We start from the raw sequence: 22,561 nt of genomic DNA, 5'->3' as shown, positions 1-22,561 counted from the left end.
CGGAAAAACAATGAAAAAAATTATATTTATCCCGATAGTCTTTATTGTGCAAATAAAATCATTGTTTGTCAATTATTTTTTTATAATCGAATAAAAAATAATTTTTTTATAAAGGAATTTTATTGGTTTTCCTAACTAAAAAACATCTATCTAAAAATTTAGATAGATGTTTTGCTTAATTATCAGGTGTCATGATCATCGGTAAGATCATTGGATGACGCTCTGTTTGATCAAATAAGAATGGTTGCAAAGCGGCGACCATTGCATTTTTTAATTTAGTCTCCGTACAGCCGACTTCATTTAAAGCTTCACGCAGCGCATGGAATAAAATTCGTTGTCCTTCATTGATCATCTCACCGGATTCACGCATGTAGACAAAACCGCGGGATAAAATATCGGGACCTGCGAGAATTTCTTTTTTCGCAATATCGACAGTTGCAACAGCGAGAACCAATCCTTCTTCGGAAAGAATTCGCCGGTCGCGCAAGACCACATTACCGATATCACCGATACCGCTGCCGTCGACGTAAACATCACTAGCATTGAAATGACCAGCCCGACGCGCGCTGTCAGCCGTTAGTGCAAGCATGTCGCCATTTTCCATGATAAAACAATTTTCTTCAGGAACACCGGTGTCTTGTGCTAGACCCGTATGAATCTTGAGCATTCGAAATTCACCATGAATTGGAACAAAATATTTTGGTTTCATCAAGCGCAGCATTAATTTTTGTTCTTGCTGGCTGCCGTGACCAGAAGTGTGAATGTTGTTGACTTTTCCATGGATCACTTCAGCACCAGCTTCAGAAAGCAAGTTGATCAGATGATTGACGCTGGTAGTATTTCCAGGGATCGGCGAGCTTGAAAAAATCACTGTATCATCTGGTTGAATCTGGATCTGCCGATGCGTCCCATTTGCAATCCGCGATAAAGCGGCCATCGGTTCACCTTGAGAACCAGTACATAAAATCATTAATTTGTTTGCTGGTAAATGATTGATCTCATGAGCAGCGACGAAAGTACCGTCAGGAACAGTGATGTAACCTAATTTCTGACCGTTGACGATCGCATTTTCCATGCTGCGACCAAATACGGCAATTTTACGTCCTGTCGCCACAGCAGCGGTAGCCGCTTGCTGCAATCGTGAAATATTAGAAGCAAACGTTGCAAAGATGATCCGTCCTTTGATTTTTTCCATGATCCGCAAGATCGATTGACCGATCGTTTGCTCGGATTTGGTAAATGTTGGGACTTCTGCATTCGTACTGTCAGAAAGTAGACACAAGACGCCTTCTTCTCCAAGTTTAGCCATCCGATGCAAATTCGCCGGTTGGCCGACGGGGGTGAAGTCGAATTTGAAATCACCTGTTTCCACGATATTGCCAGAAGGCGTTTTGACAACGACTCCTAATGGATCAGGGATACTGTGAGTCGTACGGAAAAAGCTTACTGAAGTTTTGCGGAAGCGAATGACAGAATCTTCATCGATCTCATGCAATTCGGCGTCACGCAGCAAGCCATGTTCATCCAATTTATTTTTGATCAATGCTAAAGCTAATGCGCCGGCATAGATTGGAATATTGGCTTGTTTCAATAGATAAGGCACACCGCCGATATGATCTTCGTGTCCGTGCGTAATCACTACTGCTTTGACTTTATTGATGTTTTGGACAACATAACTAAAATCGGGAATGACATAATCAATTCCTAGCAGATCATCTTCCGGAAATTTTATTCCGGCATCAATAATGATGATCTCATCTTGAAATTGGACCCCATACATATTTTTTCCGATTTCGCCCAATCCGCCAATAGCAAAAACACCCGTTTCATTGTTTTTTAGCGAGAGTTTCATATTAGAACTCCGTTAACTTGAAGTCGGCATTTTCTTTTTCGTACTCTAAGTGATTGCCTTCTAAAAGTTGGATATATTCCACGTTATATGGGGTGTTATCGCGCAATAAGTTGTGAACCATTTCTTCACCATCTGCTTCTACATACAGTGATTGTGTTTGTTCGCGTTTTGGGTTCCGTTCTTTGGTTTCTTGATAATAAACTTTGTAAATCATAAATCAATCTCCTTTATTTGCATAATAGCAATTTTTTCCACGACAAAATGAGGGGCGACTGCCACCTATTTTTTTATGCTCAACGTCTTAGTTTAGGTAAAGCGCTGAGAAGAAGCCTCGTCTTTGCTTCTTGCTTGAAAAAACAATTTCACCGTTCATTGGGTTGTTCTTACAACAATTACTTGTAGTTTATCACAGAATATATAAGAAGTATAGAAACTAGGAAGTGAAATGAGGATTCCTTAAAACTTTTCAGAAAATCCAAAAAAACTAAAATAAAAAACTGATTATTATGGAGGCGGAAGCAATCTGTTTATGCTATATTGGAATCATTACGGTATAGAAAGAGGCGAGAAAATGAAGTTGATGTTGCGGTATACTTTACGCTACAAAAAGTTATTATTGTTTGATTTCATCAGTGTTTTTGGATTTATCTTGATTGAATTGGGATTGCCGACGATCTTGGCTATGATGATCGACCGAGGGATTGGAAATAGTGATTTTGATTATATACAAAGAATGGGGATCTTAATGATCGTGATCACCGTGGTTGGTATCGTCATGAACATCTCATTACGTTACTTCAGTTCTCAGATCACCTCTAAAATGGTTGCGGCAATCCGGGATGATTTGTTTGAAAAAGTTCAAACTTTTTCACATTCAGAGTACGAGCAGATCGGTGTGCCTTCTTTGATCACTCGAACGACAAATGACGCGTATCAAATCATGTTGTTTATGCAAAATATTTTGACGACGGGTTTTATGACGCCTATGATGTTTGGAATGAGTTTATATTTAATCATGCGCACGAGCCCGGGCTTAGGTTTTTATGTCTTGTTAGCACTGCCTATTTTATTGCTGGCAGTTCTCTTGATTGCGAAATTTTCCGAGCCACTATCGACAAAACAACAAAAGAATTTGGATAATATCAATGGAATTTTACGAGAAAACCTTTCAGGCTTACGTGTGATCCGCGCTTTCGTGAATGAAAAATTTGAAGAAATGCGTTTTCGATTAGTAAATGACGCGTATACAAATAGTTCAAAAAGCTTATTTCATCTGATGGCTGTAGCACAGCCGGGCTTTTTCTTTCTATTTAATATCGTGATGGTCTTGATCATTTGGAATGGGACCGTTCAGATCAGCCACGGATCGCTAGCAGTCGGGACATTGATCGCTTTTATTGAATACATTTTCCATGCGTTGTTTTCTTTCATGTTATTTGCGACAGTCTTTATGATGTATCCGCGGGCGAATGTTTCGGCGCAACGGATTCAAGAAGTTTTTGACATGGAACCATCGATCAAAGACAATCCGAAAGAAACAATCAAATCAACTGAAAAAAGTTCATTAGAATTTCGCAACGTGACCTTTGCTTATCCGGGACACTCGGAAAGTCCTGTGATACGCAATGTCAGTTTCACTGCAAATCCAGGCGAGACGGTAGCTTTTATCGGCAGTACAGGTTCAGGAAAATCGACGTTGATCCAACTGATCCCGCGGTTTTATGATGTGACAGAAGGGCAAGTTTTAGTTGATGGTCAAGACGTACGCGCATATCGCTTAAAGGATTTGCGTGAAAAAATCGGCTATATTCCGCAAAAAGCACAATTATTTACCGGAACGATCGCCGATAATTTACGTTATGGGAAAAAAGATGCGACGCAAGCAGAGCTGGAACGAGCGGCTGAGATCGCACAAGCTGCGGAATTTATCTCTCAAAAGCCAGCTGGTTATCAAGAAAAATTAGCAGAAGGCGGCAGTAATTTTTCTGGCGGGCAAAAACAACGTTTAGCGATCGCGCGTGCCGTGATCCGTCAGCCAGAAATTTATATCTTTGATGATAGTTTTTCCGCACTGGATTATCAAACGGATGCAAAGTTGCGAGCTCGTTTAAAAAAAGAGACAACTGAATCGGCTGTTTTGATTGTTGCTCAACGAGTTGGAACGATCATGCATGCAGATAAGATTGTCGTACTAAATGAAGGAGATGTTGTCGGAATCGGCACTCACCGCGAATTATTAGAAAAATGTCCTATTTATTATGACATTGCCGCATCGCAATTATCGAAGGAGGAATTGGCATGAAAAAATATACTTCTTCTTTAAAACGGTTGATGCATTATATCAATCCTTACAAAAAAACATTCATCTTAGTCTTGGTATTGGCAGTCGGAACGTTGGTTTTAGGTACATGGATGCCTTATTTGACCGGACTTCCTACGACAGAAGTCAGCAAAAATATCGCGCAAGGCGAAGCAATCAATTTTGATTATGTTTTCAAATGGTTAGTGGTGATCGTGATTGTCGGGATCGTGTATTGCGGCACACAATTAGGAACCGGGTGGTTGATGGCCAATGTTGTTCAATCCGCCATGCGGGATCTGCGAGAAGATATCGAAGCAAAAATCAATCGTCTGCCTGTTTCATATTTTGACCGCAATCAACAAGGAAATATCTTATCGCGAGTAACAAATGATGTAGATGCCGTCAGCAACGCGATGCAACAGGCAATCATCAAATCAATCAATGCGGTTTTAGGAATTTTACTGGCAGTTGCGATGATGATTTATATCAATCCACTGATGGCTGTTTTTTCGATGATCATGATTCCGTTGTCGATCGTGATTTCACGAAAAATCGTCCAAGTCTCACAAAAAGATTTTCAAGGAATGCAAAACTCACTTGGCGAGCTGAATGGTTTTGTCCAAGAAAATATGACAGGGTTCAGTATTTTAAAATTGTATGGTCGCGAGCAAGAAACATTGACTGGTTTTAGTGAAGTCAATCATGAACTGCGTCGCTTTGGTTTCCGCGCTGCATTTGTTTCTAGTCTGATGCAGCCGCTTGTTCAAGTAACGGCGTATGCGACTTACATCGCGATGGCGATCCTCGGCAGTTGGAATGTGATTCATGGAGTGATTTTAGTCGGTCAGCTGCAAGCTTTTATTCAATACATTTGGCAAGTCAGCCAGCCGATGGGAGAAATCACGCAGTTATCATCGATGATCCAAAGTGCTTCAGCTTCAGCTAAACGAGTTTTTGAAATTTTGGATGAGCCTGAAGAAGAGTTGAATGAACAAGATCTGCCGTTACCAGAGCCTGTTCAAGGAAATGTCATCTTTGATCATGTGAAATTCAGCTATGATCCGAAGAAACCGTTGATCGAAGATTTGAGTTTTGAAGTCAAAGCCGGTGAAACGGTAGCAATCGTTGGGCCGACCGGAGCGGGAAAAACGACGTTGATCAATTTATTGATGCGTTTTTATGATATCGACAGTGGAAAAATTTTGATCGATGGAGTAAATACGCAAGAAATGAAACGTTCAGATGTTCGTTCGCTATTCGGTATGGTTTTGCAAGATGCATGGCTATATGAAGGCACGATCGGTGACAATATTCGTTTCGGCCGTTTAGAGGCCACAGATTATGAAGTTGTCGATGCGGCTAAGACTGCCAATGTCGATCATTTTATTCGTACAATGCCGGGCGGGTATGAAATGGCGATCAATTCAGAAGGTGATAATGTATCACTTGGTCAAAAACAATTGTTGACGATTGCGCGGGCAGTGATCTCAGATCCAAAAATTTTGATCTTGGATGAAGCGACCAGCTCCGTTGATACCCGTTTAGAAGGGTTGATCCAAAAAGCGATGGATCGAGTGATGCAAGGACGAACCAGTTTTGTAATCGCCCATCGTTTGTCGACGATTCGCGATGCAGATCTTATCTTAGTCATGAAAGATGGGCAGATCATTGAACATGGGACGCACAATGAATTATTAGCACAAGACGGATTTTATGAACAACTTTACAATAGTCAGTTTATGGAAGAAAGCGAATAATTATAAGTATGATGGTGTGGCAGAAGCGGGCAGTTTTAAGAATAAGGAAGAATTTTCGGAAATTGCGGTTCAAATTTTGTGAAATATTGGCTTGTTTTCGAAGCAGCTACTCCTGTCATACACCGTTTATTCAGAAAAAATGGGGCCGACAATTTTGTCGGGTCCTTTTTTTATAGTTGCTGCAAAGGTCGTCTGAAAGCAAAGCAGTTATAGTTAAAAAATAGTCAATAGTACGTTTATTTTTTTGTTGAATTATCGAAGGAGAAATCTTTAGTCATATCACTTTTTATTGAGGAAGGCGTATTTAATAAATGCTATACTTAGTTTGAAAATTATTAGCCAAAATGACTAAGTTGAGACAGCTTTATGAAGGAGAGAGCAGAATGGATTTTATTGCAGATAGTGCAGATGTGTATGGGGATGTGACCATCGGAGCAGGTTCGACAATTTGGTTTCAAAGTGTTTTGCGCGGCGACAGTAACCGTATTTCAATTGGTGAAAAAAGCAATATTCAAGATGGAACGATCGTCCATGTCGATCACGAGGCACCAACTTTGATAGAAGACCGTGTGACGGTCGGTCATGCGTGTATCATTCATGGTTGTACGATTCATTCAGGAGCGTTGATCGGAATGGGTTCGACGATTTTGAATCATGCGGAGATTGGCGAAAATAGTTTGATCGGAGCAGGTTCGTTAGTGACAGAAGGCACCGTAATCCCGTCAGGTGTTTTGGCCTTTGGTTCTCCAGCACGGGTGATACGCCAACTAACTCCTGAAGAAATCAAAAAAAATCAGGAAAACGCTCAGCATTACTATGAACTGGGTCAAGCGTATTTAAATCAGGAATTTCAAGTGTTTAAAGGATCCTCTGATGAAAGAGACTAGCTTTTTATTATTGCAAGCACAATTGCGCGCTTTGTTTCCGGATGAAGGATTGCATCAGTTGGCAATTTATGAAGATCAGGCTGGAGAGATCTTGATTTTTTCAAGTCGTGGTCTGCACGTGCTAGAAGAAGATGATTTGACAAAAGAGCCGCGAAATATTTATTTCACTCCGGATTGCTTGAAACCCTTTGCGCTTAGGCAACATGCTGGGGTCTTCGAACTTATTGTGGAAACGCTTAGAAACCATAAATTTATTTTAGCCTTCCCTGATCAAACCGATGCGTATCAAGCGATGCAGCTGCTAGCAGATCTCTTAACAAAATAAGACAATTTAGTATAATTTTTTCTTGATTCCATATATAATCTTACTAAAAGGAAGTGATAAAAATGGATGGAAGCAAATTTGATCGTGAGCCGGTAAATGAAGAAGGATTATTGGCTCAAGGTTATCGCAAATATCAGGGTGAAGGCATTGATATTTATTATAATAAAGATATTTGCGCGCACATCGGCAATTGTGTTCGGGGGAATCCAGAAATTTTTGAGGTGGGCCGCAGACCATGGATCATTCCTGATAACGGCAGTGTTGAAAATGCTAGTTATGTTGTGGATACTTGTCCTAGCGGCGCATTGAAATACGTGATCAAAAAGTAAATAAATTTAGCGAGGAGAATTACAATGGAAATCAAAGAAGAAAAAGAACGTCTAGTTTTATTGAATGATGCAAATGAAGAAGCTGGTGAAATGACTTGGTCAGTTGCCGGTCCAGAAATTATGATAATCGATCATACATTTGTTGATCCTACGTATCGCGGTCAAGGGTTGGCTGAAAAATTAGTTGCAGCAGGGGTCGAAAAAGCACGTAAAGAAGGCAAAAAAATTATTCCGCTATGCCCGTTTGCTAAAAAAGAATTTGAGGAAAAAGCAGAGTATGGAGATGTTTTAAGAAAATAATTTAGCCCTTCTCTAGTCAAAAGCCTTCATTTATGCTAAAGTTGAAAATGAGGTAGTTTGGAAATAAGGAGGATCATCTTTTGTATAATTTTATTTTGGGTGTGATCTTAGTTTTATCAGTGATTATCGTTATCACGATCATGATGCAACCTAGCAAACAAAATAGTGCGGCAAGTGCGTTCACTGGCGGCGCCGATCAGCTGTTCGGAAAACAAAAAGCACGTGGATTTGAAGCTGTGATGCAACGATCTACCGCGATTTTAGGTGCGATTTGGCTGATTTTACTCTTTGTATTAATGTTTTTATCTAGCAAATAAAGCCGGCCTCTCAAGTGAGAGGTCTTTTTTATTTTGTATTTGTCTCAAATCAAGTACACTCTAAGATAAGGGATCATTAAACGATGATCTGATTTTAGTCAGAAATAATAGATAAATAAAGAAAAATACGAGCATTCTTACCAAGAATTTGCAATATTCAAATGATACACAAGGAGTGAAGGAAAATGATCCAAACACCTGATTCACTGTTTTTACCACATGGAAGCCGAGCTGTTTTACTTTTGCACGCTTATTCAGGTAGTCCGAATGATGTTCGGATGTTGGCACGCTTTTTAGAAAAATTAAATTATACAGTGTATGTTCCTATGTACACTGGACATGGAACGACGGATCCGCTGGATATCTTACAAGAAACCGCGGAAGGTTGGTGGCAAGATAGCCAGCACGCGGTAGAATTTTTACGTGCACAAGGCTATCAAGAAATCGCCGTTTTCGGACTTTCAATGGGTGGAATCTTTGCTACTCGATTATTGAGTGCGATGTCAGACGAGTTGATTGGCGGCGGTTTTTTCTGTTCACCAATCGCACCGGTTAAAACTAATGTGACAGAAAACTTCCTATTATATGCTCGCCAAGTCTTGGAACGGACAAATGGAGAAATGGTAGAAGCAAAAATCGAAAGTTATCGATCGTTAGTGGAGCAACAGTTAGCGACAATCGAAGAGCAAGCACGTCATGCATTTGAAAATTTAGCGAAAATTGATCGTCCTTTTTTTATGGCGCAGGCTGGACAAGATGAAATGATCGAGGCTAAAGGAGTTTTTCAAACGGCAGAAGGGTTGCAGCAGACAACGTTTACCTTGAACTGGTATCCTAAGAGTGGACATGTGATCACAGTTGGACCTGAAAGAAGACAATTTGAACAAGACGTAGCTGATTTTTTAGCAGGTCTTGGCTGGAGAGAAAATAATGGAGAAAAAAACAATTAAAGCAGAAATATTGGCTGGCTTGAAAGCAGCCAATAAAAAAAGTCTTTCAATGGAAGAATTAGCAGAAATTCTAAACATGCGCAAAAGTGCTGATTTTAAACTGCTCGTTCAAACAGTAGCGCAGCTGGAACGAGAAAAAGCGCTGGAATTTAACAAAAAAGGCCGAATCAAATTGCCTTTTCAACCGATCAAAGTCGAAGGAATCTTTCGGCGCAATGAACGTGGATTTGGTTTTGTAACGATTGATCCGGAAGAGCCAGATGTTTTCATACCAAAAGACGCAACGAATTTTGCGATGGACGGGGATATTGTCATGATCGATATCCAAAAAACGGCGGATCTTTTTTCTGAACGCGGTGCAGAAGGCCGAGTGGTTTCCATCAAAGAACGAAAAATCCAACAGCTTGTTGGTGAATTTACCGCTTTTGATGTTGCAGAGATCGCAGAATCTGATTTGTTTGGTTATGTGAAACCAAAAGATAAAAAAAGTGCGCAGTTCAAAGTCTTTGTTGCGGCTGAAGGGATCCAACCAGTCGATGGCAGTATCGTTATTGTTGAGATCACTCATTATCCGGAAAAAGGCTATGCTGAAAGTTTGGAAGGCGTAGTGACTAAAGTAGTGGGGCATAAAAATGACCCTGGGATGGATATCTTATCAATCGTCATTGCACAAGGAATCCCAACCGCTTTTCCTGAAGAAGTTCAAACCGCTTCAGAACAAGTACCAGATCAAATCAGTGAAACGGATTTAATCGGCCGCCGTGATTTACGCAATCAGCAGATTGTTACGATCGATGGAGCGGATGCAAAAGACTTAGATGATGCGGTTACTGTACGCAAGTTAGAAAATGGCAATTATTTTTTAGGGGTTCATATCGCAGACGTGTCGCATTATGTCACTGAAAATAGTGTGCTCGATAAAGAAGCGTTTGAACGTGGGACGAGTGTTTATTTGACGGACCGGGTGATTCCAATGATCCCGCAACGATTATCCAATGGGATTTGTTCATTGAATCCGCATGTTTCACGGCTGACGATGAGTTGTGAGATGGAGATCGATGCAGCAGGGACGATTTTGCATCATGAGATCTTTCAAAGTGTCATTCAAACGAGTGAACGAATGACGTATTCAGCTGTAAATGCGATTTTGGAGGAAGAAGATCCTGAAACGATCCAGCAGTACCAAACCTTGGTACCGATGTTTCATTTAATGAAGGAACTCCATCAAATTCTCGAAGGACGACGCAATCAACGTGGGGCGATCAATTTTGAAGACCGTGAAGCGAAGATTTTAGTCGATCCTGAAGGACGTCCGTTAGATATCGAATTGAGGGAACGCGGAGTTGGTGAACGACTGATTGAATCGTTTATGTTGGCTGCAAATGAAACAGTCGCTAAACATTTTAATCAGTTAAAATTACCGTTTATTTATCGGATCCATGAACAGCCGAAAGAAGAAAAAATGCAACGCTTCTTTGATTTTGCGGCCGCTTTAGGTATCTTAGTTAAAGGAACGAAAAATACGATCACGCCAAAAGACTTGCAACAAGTCATTGATGATGTGGAAGATAAGCCAGAAGCAGCAGTGATCAACACGATGTTGTTACGCAGTATGCAACAAGCCCGCTATTCAGAAGACAATTATGGACATTATGGTCTAGCGGCGGAATATTATACACACTTTACGTCACCGATTCGTCGCTATCCTGATTTGATTGTTCATCGGTTGATTCGATCGTATAGTCAAGATCAAAGCGAGGCGATCAAGACCAAATGGGAAGAATCGTTGCCTGAAATCGCTGATCACAGTTCGAAAATGGAACGCCGATCGGTTGAAGCTGAACGTGAAGTCGACAGCATGAAAAAAGCAGAATTTATGGCAGAAAAAATTGGTGAAGAATTTGATGGTATCATCAGTTCTGTGACGAAGTTTGGAATCTTTATCGAGTTGCCGAACACAGTCGAAGGCTTGATTCATTTAAATGAATTAAAGCAAGATTATTTCCATTTTATCGAAAATCAATTAGCTTTAGTCGGCGAACGCACACGTCAAACCTTTAAAATCGGACAAAAAGTACGAGTAAAAGTTACCAAATCAGATCCTGAAACACGAGAAATTGATTTTGAGCTTCTTGAAGCGGAAGAAGTCCCTGCCCTGGAGATTCCAGGAAACAATCGCAATCGACGCCGCAGACCTGCAGGTGATGGAAGAAACAATCAATCGACTGAAAAAAATCGCAGCAAAAATTCTGATCGTCAGAAAAAAACTGGCGACAAGAAAAAGAAAAAAGGGAAGAAGGCTTTTTATAAAACGGTACCTAAAAAGAAAAAGCCAGGTAGAAAGAAGGGATAGTATGCCAAAAGGCGAAGGCAAGTTAGTGGCGCAAAATAAAAAGGCGCGTCATGATTATACGATAACGGATACAATCGAAGCGGGAATCGTCTTGCAAGGTACGGAAATCAAATCGATTCGCAACAGCCGGATCAATTTGAAAGATGGGTTCGCACGGATCCGCAATGGCGAGATATTTTTATACAATGTTCATATCAGTCCTTACGAACAAGGAAATATCTTTAATCACGATCCTGTACGTACGCGCAAACTATTGATGCATAAAAAACAAATTGCCCGTTTGGCCGGCGAAGTCAAAAATGCCGGCATCACCCTTGTTCCGCTGAAAGTCTATTTAAAAGATGGTTATGCAAAAGTCTTGATCGGGGTAGCCAAAGGTAAACATCAATATGACAAGCGAGAAAGTTTGAAGCGCAAAGACGTGGATCGTCAGATTAGTCGAACATTAAAAAATTACGCACGGTAACAAAATATTCTTTTTCGCATATTTAAAGAAGATCTCTTTACTTCGTTATAAATTTTGATACGATTAGTTACAATCCGTTCCGTTTGATTTAAGGGATAAAAGGGCTATTAAAGCCGTTTTAGATAGAATAAAATAACGATCTAAAAAATAATCCGAGTTAGGCGGAAAAATTTTAAGAAAATTCTTTGAAATTTTCTTTTTCTGGTGGTAACATACGATAGTATTTTGAGGAGCAGCGCTAAGCAGGCACGAGCTGACGCGAGTCGCTGGGAAGAGAGGTGAACTAGATTGGATGAAAAAACTTGGGTTTTCCATATTGGTCCCATATGGTTTGATGGTACAGTTACGACAATGATTCTTGTGACATGTGTGATCGTCTTTTTTATTGTCTATGCATTTACACGCAACTTATCATTGAAGCCCAAAGGAAAGCAAAACGCAATTGAGTGGGTCATTGATTTTACTACGAACATTGTTGGCGACAACATGCCTCGTAAAGAAGTCAGAAATTTTAGTTTGTTCTCATTTACGTTGTTCTTATTTATTTTTGTAGCAAACCAAATTGGATTGGTCACAAAAATTGTTACTGGTGATGAAGTGACTTATTGGAAGAGTCCGACAGCTGATCCATTTGTAACGATGGGATTAGCCTTACTCGTATTGGTCTTAGCAAATTATCTAGGATCGGAGAAATTAGGCTTAGGTGGCTACATCAAAAATTCTTTCTTCACACCTTCAGGATTATTTCCTATTAAATTGATGGAAGAATTTACAAATGTTATCACGTTAGGCTTACGTCTTTACGGGAACATTTTTGCTGGTGAAGTACTGCTTTCACTGATCGCCAGCATGGTAACAAGCTCTGGATGGTGGACTTTGCCATTCGCGATCCCGCTTGAGATGATTTGGATCGCATTCTCATTATTTATCGGTAGTATCCAAGCATTTGTTTTCACTACTCTATCTATGGTTTATATCAGTCATAAAATCGAGGTAGAATAAAAAAATTAACATACTTTAGGAGGAAATTTATTATGAACTTTATCGGTGCAGGAATCGCAATCATGGGAGCCGCAATTGGGGCTGGTTATGGTAACGGACAAGTAATCTCAAAAGCAATTGAATCAATGGCACGTCAACCAGAAATGTCAGGTCAAATTCGTTCAACAATGTTTATCGGTGTTGGTTTGATCGAAGCTGTGCCAATTCTAGGTGTCGTACTAGGCATGTTGATGGTTTTCCAAGGTTAATAATTGACACTTTTTTGTTGAGACTTAAAAAGTCTGCGGACCGCCTAATGGTCTGCGAATGAGGAAGATGAACAGAAAGGAAGACCGAGTATGCTGAATCTGGTTATTGCTGAGACTGTCAACACAACGCTCGGTAATTTAATTGCCGTTACGGGAGCTTTTGTAATCCTAATGGCATTATTGAAAAAATTCGCGTGGGGTGCCATTCAAGATATCCTAAGCAAGCGTGAAGAAAAGATCGCCAATGATCTAGATTCTGCCGAACAGTCACGGATTAAAGCGGCTGAGTTGGAAAAAGAACGTGAAACTCAGTTAGCAAGTTCTCGCAGTGACGCGGCGGACATCATCAAAAACGCAAAGGAAAGTGGCGAGTTGAGTCGTCAAAACATCATCCAAGATACAAAAGAAGAAGTCTCTCGTTTAAAAGATCGTGCTCAAACCGAGATCAAAGACGAACGCGAAAACGCGTTGATTTCTGTTAAAGATGATGTAGCAACACTTTCCTTGCAAATCGCAGAGAAAATCTTGAGCAAAGAGCTTTCACAAGGTGCTCATCAAGATTTGATCAATGACTACATGGACAAGCTGGGTAACACGAAACATGAAGCTTGATAAATACACTGTTGGTAAACGTTATGGCCGAGCTTTGTTTGAATTGGCGATCGAAAATAAAGCTGCCGATGCCGTTTATCAAGAGTTATTGACGATTCGGGAAATCTGTAAAGAAATTCCTGATTTAGGAAATATTTTGACCGACGTTCGTCTAGAAGGCGCTGAAAAAAAAGCGATCATGGATGCTTTTGTCGGCGGTTTTGACGGGATCGTCAAAAATTTTCTGTTAGTTGTTTTTGAATACAATCGTAGCGATGATCTACCTTTTATGATCGAAGAATTTGAACATCGCTACGATGCATTGAATAAACTCGCACACGGAACAGTCACAACGGCTGTGCCGCTCTCTGAAGAAAAGAAACAAGAACTCGAATCAAAAGTCGCTGATGTTTTTGGCTATCAGAAGGCCACATTAACCCCGTTAGTTGACGAATCAATTCTCGGCGGTGTCATCGTTGAAACAGATCATCGAGTGATCGACGGCAGCCTCGCCAGCCAATTAAATGGTCTACGAGCAGCACTTAGTAAGAAGTAGAGAAGAAGAGGTGAAATGAATGGCCATCAAGGCAGAAGAAATCAGTGCTTTAATCAAAGAACAAATTCAAAATTATGATAATAAACTGTCGGTTGAAGAAATCGGAACAGTCACCTACGTTGGGGATGGGATCGCCCGTGCCCACGGTTTGGAAAACGCGATGAGCGGAGAACTTTTAGAGTTTTCAAACGGCTCTTACGGAATGGCACAAAACTTAGAAAGCAATGATGTCGGTATTATTGTTCTAGGCGAATTTGAGTCCATTCGTGAAGGAGATAAAGTAAAACGTACCGGTAAAATCATGGAAGTCCCCGTTGGCGATAATATGATCGGCCGCGTGGTCAATCCATTAGGACAACCAATTGACGGCATGGGTCCAATTGAAACAAGCAAAACCCGTCCAGTCGAAGCAATGGCTCCTGGCGTTATGCAACGTAAATCTGTTTCTGAGCCAATGCAAACTGGTTTGAAAGCAATCGATGCGCTCGTTCCAATTGGCCGCGGTCAACGGGAATTAGTTATCGGTGACCGTAAAACAGGTAAAACTTCGATTGCGATTGATACAATCATCAACCAAAAAGGTCAAGACATGATCTGTATCTATGTTGCAATCGGACAAAAAGAATCCACTGTCCGTTCACAAGTAGAAACATTGCGTAAATTTGGGGCAATGGATTATACCATCGTTGTGACAGCGGGAGCATCTCAACCTGCACCGCTATTATTTATCGCGCCTTATGCTGGAACAGCAATGGGTGAAGAATTCATGTATAACGGTAAACACGTTTTGGTTGTCTTTGATGATTTATCAAAACAAGCCGTAGCGTATCGTGAACTTTCCTTACTATTGCGTCGTCCGCCAGGTCGTGAAGCATACCCAGGGGATGTCTTTTATTTGCATTCACGTTTATTGGAACGTGCGGCAAAACTTTCAGATGAATTAGGCGGCGGTTCTTTAACAGCCTTACCATTTGTTGAAACACAAGCGGGAGATATTTCTGCTTATATTCCTACCAACGTGATCTCAATCACTGATGGACAAATTTTCTTGGAAAACGATTTGTTTTATGCTGGGATTCGTCCAGCCGTTGACGCCGGTTTATCTGTATCGCGGGTTGGTGGTTCAGCACAAATCAAAGCAATGAAAAAAGTTGCGGGAACTCTTCGTTTAGACCTTGCCAGCTATCGTGAATTAGAAGCCTTCACGCAATTTGGTTCAGATTTAGATGCAGCGACACAAGCGAAATTAAATCGTGGACGCCGGACAGTTGAAGTCTTGAAACAAAAATTACATGATCCACTTCCTGTTGAAAAACAAGTTGTGATTCTTTATGCCTTGACTCATGGGGTTCTTGACAGTGTTTCAGTCAATAGCATTTTAGATTTTGAAGCCCGCTTATTTGAATATCTAGAAACAAATCATTCAGATTTATTCGCAACGATTCGCGATACGAAGGATTTACCGGATACAGATAAATTAGATGAAGCAATTCAAGAATTTAAAGATATTTTTGACGCTTCTGCAGCTAACCAAGAAAAAGCATAATCGAGGTGAGAAAAAATCATGGCATCCTTAAATGAAATCAAAACACGGATTGCATCGACGAAGAAAACCAGTCAAATCACCAACGCTATGCAAATGGTATCCGCATCTAAATTAACGAAGTCGGAAGCTTATTCAGCTAAATTTCAATTGTATGCTTCAAGAGTACGTGAAATATTGACGCACTTAACCGCAAGCGAATTGACTGAATTGGCCAACTCGGGTCGTGAATTAGGTGGTATCAATTATCACAGCATGTTGTTGAATCGGCCAGTCAAAAAAACTGGTTATATTGTGATCACTTCTGACGGTGGGTTAGTCGGCGGTTACAACAGCTCGATTTTAAAACAGACGATGACGATGCTTGAAGATGATCATGATTCTGCTGATGAATATGTTTTGTTGGCCATTGGCGGAACCGGAGCAGACTTTTTCAAAGCTCGCGGCGTTAAATTAGCTTATGAATTGCGTAATTTATCGGATCAGCCAAGCTTTGATGAAGTACGAAAAATCGTTTCGATGACAACCAGCATGTATGAAAATCAAGTCTTCGATGAACTATACGTATGTTACAACCATCACGTAAATTCATTATCTAGTCAGTTCCGGGTAGAAAAAATGCTGCCAATCTCTGACTTGGATCCAAGCGAAGCACAAACATATCGCGAAGAATATTTGTTTGAACCTTCAAAAGAAGCCATTCTTGATCAACTGCTGCCGCAATATGCAGAAAGTTTGATCTACGGTGCGATCGTTGATGCCAAGACGGCAGAACACGCAGCAGGAATGACAGCGATGAAGACTGCGACTGATAATGCGAGCGCGATTATTGCTGATTTGACGATTTCATACAACCGGGCTCGTCAAGCAGCGATCACCCAAGAAATTACTGAAATTGTCGGCGGGGCATCCGCATTAGAATAATTTTGAGATTGGAGGAAAAAACATGAGTTCAGGCAAGATTGTTCAAGTTATTGGTCCCGTTGTCGACGTGGAATTTTCTTTAGATCAATCCTTACCAGACATCAACAATGCGTTGATTGTTTATAAAAAAGATAAAACAAAAGTCGTTCTTGAAGCAGCTTTGGAGCTTGGTGATGGTGTTATCCGCACAATCGCTATGGAATCAACAGATGGTTTGCAACGCGGAACAGAAGTTGTCGATACCGGCAAACCAATCTCTGTTCCAGTAGGTAAAGAAACTTTAGGTCGTGTGTTTAATGTATTAGGTGAAACAATCGATAAAGAAGCGCCTTTTCCTGAAGATGCAGAAAAAAGTGGTATCCATAAAAAAGCACCAGCTTTTGAAGAACTTAGCACAAGTAATGAGATTTTAGAAACAGGAATTAAAGTTATCGACTTATTAGCACCTTACTTAAAAGGTGGGAAAGTCGGACTATTCGGTGGTGCCGGTGTTGGTAAAACCGTATTGATTCAAGAATTGATTCATAATATCGCTCAAGAACACGGGGGGATTTCTGTCTTTACCGGTGTTGGTGAACGGACACGTGAAGGGAACGACCTTTACTATGAAATGAAAGACTCTGGCGTTATCGAAAAAACAGCCATGGTATTTGGTCAAATGAATGAGCCGCCTGGTGCGCGTATGCGTGTTGCCTTGACTGGTTTGACATTAGCTGAACATTTTCGTGATGAAGAAGGACAAGATGTGTTGCTGTTTATCGACAACATTTTCCGATTCACTCAAGCAGGTTCTGAAGTTTCTGCCTTACTTGGCCGGATGCCTTCAGCCGTGGGTTACCAACCAACTTTAGCAACTGAAATGGGTCAATTACAAGAAAGAATCACTTCAACGAAAAAAGGTTCGATCACTTCGATCCAAGCCATTTATGTACCAGCCGATGACTATACTGACCCGGCGCCAGCAACTGCCTTCGCCCATTTGGATGCAACAACTAACTTGGAACGTAAGTTGACGGAACAAGGGATCTACCCAGCCGTTGACCCATTGGCATCGTCATCAAGTGCTTTAGCACCTGAAATTGTTGGTGAAGAACATTATCGCGTAGCAACAGAAGTTCAACGTGTCTTGCAACGCTACCGCGAATTGCAAGATATCATCGCTATTTTAGGGATGGACGAATTGTCTGACCAAGAAAAAGTGATCGTTTCTCGTGCTCGTCGAATTCAATTCTTCTTGTCGCAAAACTTTAACGTGGCGGAACAATTTACTGGGCAACCTGGTTCATATGTTCCAGTTGAAAAAACTGTTGAAGGCTTTAAAGAAATTCTTGAAGGTAAATACGATGACCTTCCTGAAGAAGCATTCCGCAGCGTAGGTACAATCGAAGACGTAGTAGAAAAAGCGAAAACTTTAGGCTACTAGAAAGAGGTGCCCGATGGAACAAGAAAAAAACAAAGTTCTGCAAGTGAACGTTGTTACTCCAGATGGTAATGTTTATGATCATAATGCAACGATCGTCGTTGCAAAAACCGTTGCTGGTGAAATTGGTATTTTACCAGACCATGCGCCGATCATTGCACCTCTTGTAATCGATGAAGTGCGTATTCGTCGAACGGATCAAGATACCCATGTCGACTGGATCGCAGTCAATGGCGGGATCATGGAAGTTCGTGACAATGTATTGACGATCATTGCTGATACAGCTGAACGTGAACGTGATATCGACGTCTCTCGTGCCGAAAGAGCAAAACAACGTGCAGAAGCACGAATTCAAGAAGCGCGTGAAAAACAAGACACTGACCAACTAAGTCGTGCCGAAGTTGCTTTGCATCGTGCGATGAATCGTATCAAAGTTTCAAAACATCGTTAAACGCAGTTTTAGCAGAATTTTCTCTCAGCTGCTGTTGTTCACTAAAAAGGTTGTGTCTGTCTGACACAACCTTTTTGTGATAGGAAGAAAATTTTTCTCAGCTTGAGGCGACAAGCAATTCACTTTTTTTAGTCATGGTTCATCCTTAAAGATTGGAAAAGTGCTCGAAGAATTCAGCCAATCAAAAAAATTTTTTAGAAAGAGAAACAAAAATTAAGTTTTTTAAAAGTTTCTGTACAGTTCTTTACGTGCACAATGTGTTCTTCTTTGTATGAATCTGTGATATAATCCAAATGTTGATTTTTTTTGAAAGGAAACGACTTATGCAAGTGTTTGGAATTGATGCAATCGTTAGAATCATTTCGCATTTTTCTTTTATTTATTTAGCTTTTTGGGCGTTAAGAGCATTGCGAATCGAAAATCTATTCAAAGCATTTAAAGAAGCGCAAGTTCGTGTTGCGATTCTAATGTTGGCGATCGTCATAGGCTTTATTTGCAGTACGTTTTTCTTAGAAATCATTCTTTTGAGCAAAAATATATTTTTGACATTTAATTAAGGTACATAGACGAGAAATCGATTAGCTTTTTTGGAGGGAATACAATGGAAGAAATCATCGTTCGTGGTGGCAAACAATTAAAAGGAACGGTACATATTGAAGGAGCAAAAAATGCTGTATTGCCAATTTTGGCTGCAACGTTATTAGCTGAAGAAGGAACATCAACTTTAACCAATGTTCCAATCTTATCTGATGTTTTTACCATGAATCAAGTGATTCGTTATTTGAATACAGATGTTGAATTTAACGAAGAAAGTAAAGAAATCACAGTGGAGGCTACTCGTCAATTGAACGTGGAAGCCCCTTATGAATACGTAAGTAAAATGCGGGCATCCATCGTTGTAATGGGACCTTTGTTGGCTCGTAATGGTCACGCAAAAGTTGCGATGCCGGGCGGCTGTGCAATCGGCAAACGTCCAATTGATTTGCATCTAAAAGGATTTCAAGCTTTGGGCGCAAAGATTATCCAAAAAAATGGCTACATCGAAGCGATCGCTGATGAATTAGTCGGCGATACGATCTACTTGGACTTCCCAAGTGTTGGTGCAACCCAAAATATTATGATGGCTGCTGTAAAAGCGAAAGGGACGACAGTGATCGAAAATGTCGCTCGCGAACCTGAAATTGTTGATTTAGCCAACTTTTTGAATAAAATGGGTGCTAGCATTCATGGTGCTGGTACAGAAACGATGCGTATCGAAGGTGTTACTCATCTACATGCTGTTTCTCATCCAATCGTTCAAGACCGGATCGAAGCTGGAACCTTTATGGTTGCCGCTGCAATGAATGAAGGAAATGTTTTGATTGATGGTGCAATTCCTGAACACAATCGTCCATTGATTTCAAAATTGATCGAAATGGGTGTTACAATTACCGAAGAAAATGATGGCTTGCGAGTGATCGGTCCGAAAGTGCTGAAAGCTACAGATATCAAAACAATGCCTCATCCTGGTTTTCCAACAGATATGCAAGCACAAATGACAGCTATCCAATTAGTTGCAGAAGGCGTCAGCACAACGACTGAAACTGTTTTTGAGAACCGTTTCCAACACTTAGAAGAAATGCGCAGAATGAATGCGCAAGTCAAAATCGACAACAATGTTGCTTTGATCAAAGGTGGTTCCGAATTACAAGGAGCAGAAGTTTATGCGACTGATTTACGTGCTGCAGCTGCACTAGTATTAGCTGGTTTGCGAGCAAAAGGAATGACACGCGTACGCAACTTGAAATATTTGGATCGTGGATACTATCAATTCCATGTAAAACTTCAACAATTAGGTGCAGATGTGGAGCGTATGGACAGCGATAGCAAGAAAGCAGCGGATACCGCAACTGTTTTAGCTTAAGGAGTAGATTTATGAGTTCAGGTGAACATATCTTACGCAGCTTGATTCGAATCGCAGCGATTTTACTGGCTGGTGTCCTTTTGTTCATCATCGGCAGTATGATCGGTTATGGTGTAATGGGTGGCGGAAATCCTTTTAAAGTGTTATTGCCGGATGTATGGCGGCACATTTTGGAATTTATCCATTAGTCATTGTGTTGGAATTTAAGTAGAGAATCAAAGAGATCACCCATTTTTGGTGTGGTCTCTTTTTTACCAAATTTACTAGCTGGCTGAACATTGCCAGTGACAAAGAAATGAGTTTGAGGTGTGAAAATGAATGTTCTAAGTAAAGGACTGATTTTATTAGTCCGTGGGTATCAGCGATTCATCTCGCCGTTGACGCCGCCTTCATGTCGGTATTATCCTACCTGTTCTAGTTATATGATCAAAGCAATCCAAGTTCATGGAGCACTTAAAGGGTTCTTGATGGGAATCGCTCGGATTCTGCGCTGCCATCCATTGGCAAAAGCAGGATTAGATTATGTACCGATAAAATTCTCATTGCGAAAAAATTTAGTGGATCATGAAGAACCGGATTACCCACAACTGAAACGCAGAACAAGCGAGAGCTAGATTGAGTGTCTGGCTAAAGATGTTCGTTTACGGAGTGTTCAGAGTGTATTGAAGATCTGTATTAAAAATTCTAGTTATTTTAAATTTGTCTCTTTGGCTGTTCATCGGTTAGAGAGATTTTTTTTAGTTATCTAATAGATTTCGTAAATGTAAGCGCTAAAAATTGTTTGATAATACAGAATTATTAAAATATTCAGATAATTTAATTGACAGTGAGAGTTTTTTGCTTTATATTCTTTAATATCTTATCGAATTATCATTAATTTATTAGGGGGTAACAAAATGAAGAAGAGAACAGTAGCGGTTTTAGCAGCCGGTTTATTTTTATTTAGTGCATGTGGTTCACCTAAAGCGAATGATAGCAGCAGTGGGGATGATGCCAAGACAATCAAAATCGGGGGAAACTTTGAGTTGTCAGGTGCCACCGCGGCTTATGGTGAAGTAGAAAATGATGGTGCCAAATTGGCCGTCGAACAAATCAACAAAGATGGTGGAATCGACGGAAAAAAAATTGAATATATTTCAAAAGACAATAAATCAGACAATAATGAAGCCGCATCTGTTGCAGCGAATTTGACGACAAAAGACGAAGTAGTTGCGATTGTTGGACCAGCCACATCAGGTGCAACAAAAGCAACATTACCGAACTTAACAAAAGCGAAAGTACCTGCGGTAACACCTTCTGGGACAGATGATGCAATCACCGTCCAAAAAGGAAAAGTTCAAGATTATATTTTCCGCGCATGTTTCCAAGATAGCTTCCAAGGGATCGTATTAGCGAAATATGCAGAAGAAAATTTAAAAGCCGATAAAGCCGTCATTCTTGGGGACAACTCAAGTGATTATGCAATTGGATTAACAAAAGCTTTCAAGAAAACCTATAAAGGCGAGATTGTCGCAGAAGAAAACTTTACTGCAGGGGATAAAGATTTCCAAGCAGTCCTAACGAAGATCAAAGACAAAGATTTCGACGTAATCTATCTTCCTGGTTATTATACAGAAGCCGGTTTGATCATCAAGCAAGCTCGTGAAATGGGAATTAAACAACCAATTCTTGGAGCTGACGGTTTTGCTGATGAAAAATTGGTTGCAACAGCAGGGGCAAGCAATGTCAATAATATTTACTATACGGGTCACTTTTCAACGAAAGCACCGGCGACAGACAAAGTTGAACCATTTGTTAAAGCTTATGAAGAAAAATATGGCAAACAACCATCTTCATTCAATGCATTGGCCTACGATGCAGTCTATATGATCAAACAAGCAATTGAAGACGAAGGGGAAGCAACACCCGCAGCAATTCAAAAAGGCTTGGCTAACTTGAAAGACTTTGAAGGTGTAACTGGTAAGATCTCGATAGATAAAGATCACAATCCTGTCAAATCAGCGGTTGTCCTTGGTCTAACGAACGGAAAAGAATCTTCTGCTGAAACCGTAAATCCATAATTACTTAAAGCAGGCAAGGGGGTGT

The 22,561-nt window shown here is 40.5% G+C and carries 25 protein-coding genes; 23 read left to right on the top strand and 2 right to left on the bottom strand.

Annotation, left to right across the window (positions count from 1 at the left end; genetic code table 11):
* Positions 1 to 175: 175 nt before the first annotated feature.
* Together rnjA and FFM68_RS10495 are read right to left on the bottom strand one after the other, a co-directional pair.
* A complete protein-coding gene (rnjA, locus tag FFM68_RS10500; RefSeq protein WP_137619282.1) occupies positions 176 to 1,852 on the bottom strand; it encodes a ribonuclease J1 in 1,677 nt (558 codons plus the stop codon).
* A gap of 1 nt (position 1,853) precedes the next feature.
* Positions 1,854 to 2,066, bottom strand: a complete 213-nt coding sequence (locus tag FFM68_RS10495; RefSeq protein WP_137604045.1) for a DNA-directed RNA polymerase subunit epsilon — start codon at positions 2,064 to 2,066, stop codon at positions 1,854 to 1,856.
* Positions 2,067 to 2,423: 357 nt separating this feature from the next.
* Here FFM68_RS10495 and FFM68_RS10490 point away from each other — a divergent pair, with 357 nt between their 5' ends.
* The 23 genes from FFM68_RS10490 to FFM68_RS10380 all read left to right on the top strand — a co-directional run bounded on the left by FFM68_RS10490 (position 2,424) and on the right by FFM68_RS10380 (position 22,536).
* The gene (locus tag FFM68_RS10490; protein WP_137619281.1) at positions 2,424 to 4,154 is read left to right on the top strand and encodes an ABC transporter ATP-binding protein; all 1,731 of its coding nucleotides are present in this window, start codon (positions 2,424 to 2,426) and stop codon (positions 4,152 to 4,154) included.
* Positions 4,151 to 5,911, top strand: coding sequence for an ABC transporter ATP-binding protein (locus tag FFM68_RS10485; protein WP_137619280.1), 1,761 nt, complete (start codon positions 4,151 to 4,153; stop codon positions 5,909 to 5,911). The genes FFM68_RS10490 and FFM68_RS10485 overlap by 4 nt, the downstream gene beginning before the upstream one ends.
* A 383-nt stretch (positions 5,912 to 6,294) precedes the next feature.
* Positions 6,295 to 6,798, top strand: coding sequence for a gamma carbonic anhydrase family protein (locus FFM68_RS10480; protein WP_137619279.1), 504 nt, complete (start codon positions 6,295 to 6,297; stop codon positions 6,796 to 6,798).
* Positions 6,785 to 7,123, top strand: coding sequence for a hypothetical protein (locus FFM68_RS10475; protein WP_137619278.1), 339 nt, complete (start codon positions 6,785 to 6,787; stop codon positions 7,121 to 7,123). Before FFM68_RS10480 ends, FFM68_RS10475 begins: the two co-directional genes overlap by 14 nt.
* A gap of 62 nt (positions 7,124 to 7,185) precedes the next feature.
* A complete protein-coding gene (locus FFM68_RS10470) occupies positions 7,186 to 7,452 on the top strand; it encodes a (4Fe-4S)-binding protein (RefSeq protein ID WP_137619277.1) in 267 nt (88 codons plus the stop codon).
* Between the two features lie 24 nt (positions 7,453 to 7,476).
* On the top strand, positions 7,477 to 7,752 hold the full coding sequence (locus tag FFM68_RS10465) for a GNAT family N-acetyltransferase (RefSeq protein ID WP_137608635.1): 276 nt from the start codon (positions 7,477 to 7,479) through the stop codon (positions 7,750 to 7,752).
* Positions 7,753 to 7,832: 80 nt separating this feature from the next.
* A complete protein-coding gene (gene secG, locus FFM68_RS10460) occupies positions 7,833 to 8,069 on the top strand; it encodes a preprotein translocase subunit SecG (protein ID WP_137604038.1) in 237 nt (78 codons plus the stop codon).
* Positions 8,070 to 8,254: 185 nt separating this feature from the next.
* Complete coding sequence (locus FFM68_RS10455; protein ID WP_137619276.1) at positions 8,255 to 9,019, top strand: alpha/beta hydrolase; 765 nt, start codon at positions 8,255 to 8,257, stop codon at positions 9,017 to 9,019.
* A complete protein-coding gene (gene rnr, locus FFM68_RS10450) occupies positions 9,000 to 11,372 on the top strand; it encodes a ribonuclease R (protein ID WP_137619275.1) in 2,373 nt (790 codons plus the stop codon). The genes FFM68_RS10455 and rnr overlap by 20 nt, the downstream gene beginning before the upstream one ends.
* 1 nt (position 11,373) lies before the next feature.
* The gene (gene smpB, locus FFM68_RS10445) at positions 11,374 to 11,838 is read left to right on the top strand and encodes an SsrA-binding protein SmpB (protein ID WP_137604035.1); all 465 of its coding nucleotides are present in this window, start codon (positions 11,374 to 11,376) and stop codon (positions 11,836 to 11,838) included.
* 288 nt (positions 11,839 to 12,126) lie between these two features.
* Positions 12,127 to 12,840, top strand: a complete 714-nt coding sequence (atpB, locus tag FFM68_RS10440) for a F0F1 ATP synthase subunit A (RefSeq protein WP_137619274.1) — start codon at positions 12,127 to 12,129, stop codon at positions 12,838 to 12,840.
* Between the two features lie 32 nt (positions 12,841 to 12,872).
* Complete coding sequence (gene atpE / locus FFM68_RS10435) at positions 12,873 to 13,088, top strand: ATP synthase F0 subunit C (protein WP_010746753.1); 216 nt, start codon at positions 12,873 to 12,875, stop codon at positions 13,086 to 13,088.
* Positions 13,089 to 13,178: 90 nt separating this feature from the next.
* On the top strand, positions 13,179 to 13,700 hold the full coding sequence (atpF, locus tag FFM68_RS10430; protein ID WP_137619273.1) for a F0F1 ATP synthase subunit B: 522 nt from the start codon (positions 13,179 to 13,181) through the stop codon (positions 13,698 to 13,700).
* The gene (gene atpH, locus FFM68_RS10425; protein WP_137619272.1) at positions 13,690 to 14,235 is read left to right on the top strand and encodes an ATP synthase F1 subunit delta; all 546 of its coding nucleotides are present in this window, start codon (positions 13,690 to 13,692) and stop codon (positions 14,233 to 14,235) included. The genes atpF and atpH overlap by 11 nt, the downstream gene beginning before the upstream one ends.
* 19 nt (positions 14,236 to 14,254) lie before the next feature.
* Positions 14,255 to 15,781 carry a F0F1 ATP synthase subunit alpha gene (atpA, locus tag FFM68_RS10420; protein WP_137619271.1) on the top strand — a complete coding sequence of 509 codons (1,527 nt, stop codon included), beginning with the start codon at positions 14,255 to 14,257 and terminating at the stop codon, positions 15,779 to 15,781.
* Between the two features lie 15 nt (positions 15,782 to 15,796).
* Positions 15,797 to 16,702: a F0F1 ATP synthase subunit gamma gene (locus tag FFM68_RS10415; protein ID WP_137608642.1), complete on the top strand. Its 906-nt coding sequence runs from the start codon at positions 15,797 to 15,799 to the stop codon at positions 16,700 to 16,702.
* Between the two features lie 22 nt (positions 16,703 to 16,724).
* A complete protein-coding gene (atpD, locus tag FFM68_RS10410; RefSeq protein WP_137619270.1) occupies positions 16,725 to 18,125 on the top strand; it encodes a F0F1 ATP synthase subunit beta in 1,401 nt (466 codons plus the stop codon).
* Positions 18,126 to 18,138: 13 nt separating this feature from the next.
* Complete coding sequence (locus tag FFM68_RS10405) at positions 18,139 to 18,573, top strand: F0F1 ATP synthase subunit epsilon (RefSeq protein ID WP_137619269.1); 435 nt, start codon at positions 18,139 to 18,141, stop codon at positions 18,571 to 18,573.
* A gap of 323 nt (positions 18,574 to 18,896) precedes the next feature.
* Entirely contained in the window at positions 18,897 to 19,130 is a 234-nt protein-coding gene (locus FFM68_RS10400) for a DUF1146 family protein (protein WP_137619268.1), read from the top strand.
* Positions 19,131 to 19,174: 44 nt separating this feature from the next.
* Positions 19,175 to 20,476: a UDP-N-acetylglucosamine 1-carboxyvinyltransferase gene (gene murA, locus FFM68_RS10395; protein ID WP_137619267.1), complete on the top strand. Its 1,302-nt coding sequence runs from the start codon at positions 19,175 to 19,177 to the stop codon at positions 20,474 to 20,476.
* 11 nt (positions 20,477 to 20,487) lie between these two features.
* The gene (locus tag FFM68_RS10390) at positions 20,488 to 20,664 is read left to right on the top strand and encodes a DNA-directed RNA polymerase subunit beta (protein WP_137619266.1); all 177 of its coding nucleotides are present in this window, start codon (positions 20,488 to 20,490) and stop codon (positions 20,662 to 20,664) included.
* Between the two features lie 126 nt (positions 20,665 to 20,790).
* Positions 20,791 to 21,090 (top strand): membrane protein insertion efficiency factor YidD, encoded by a 300-nt coding sequence (gene yidD / locus FFM68_RS10385; RefSeq protein WP_137619265.1) that lies wholly within the window; start codon positions 20,791 to 20,793, stop codon positions 21,088 to 21,090.
* A 282-nt stretch (positions 21,091 to 21,372) separates the two neighbouring features.
* Positions 21,373 to 22,536, top strand: coding sequence for an ABC transporter substrate-binding protein (locus FFM68_RS10380; protein WP_137619264.1), 1,164 nt, complete (start codon positions 21,373 to 21,375; stop codon positions 22,534 to 22,536).
* Positions 22,537 to 22,561 lie beyond the last annotated feature (25 nt).

It is taken from the genome of Enterococcus xiangfangensis, from assembly GCF_005405365.1.
Lineage (GTDB): Bacteria > Bacillota > Bacilli > Lactobacillales > Enterococcaceae > Enterococcus_A > Enterococcus_A xiangfangensis.
The sequence above is the reverse complement of the archived record's forward strand: the minus strand, read 5'-3'. Positions and strand labels throughout refer to the sequence as shown.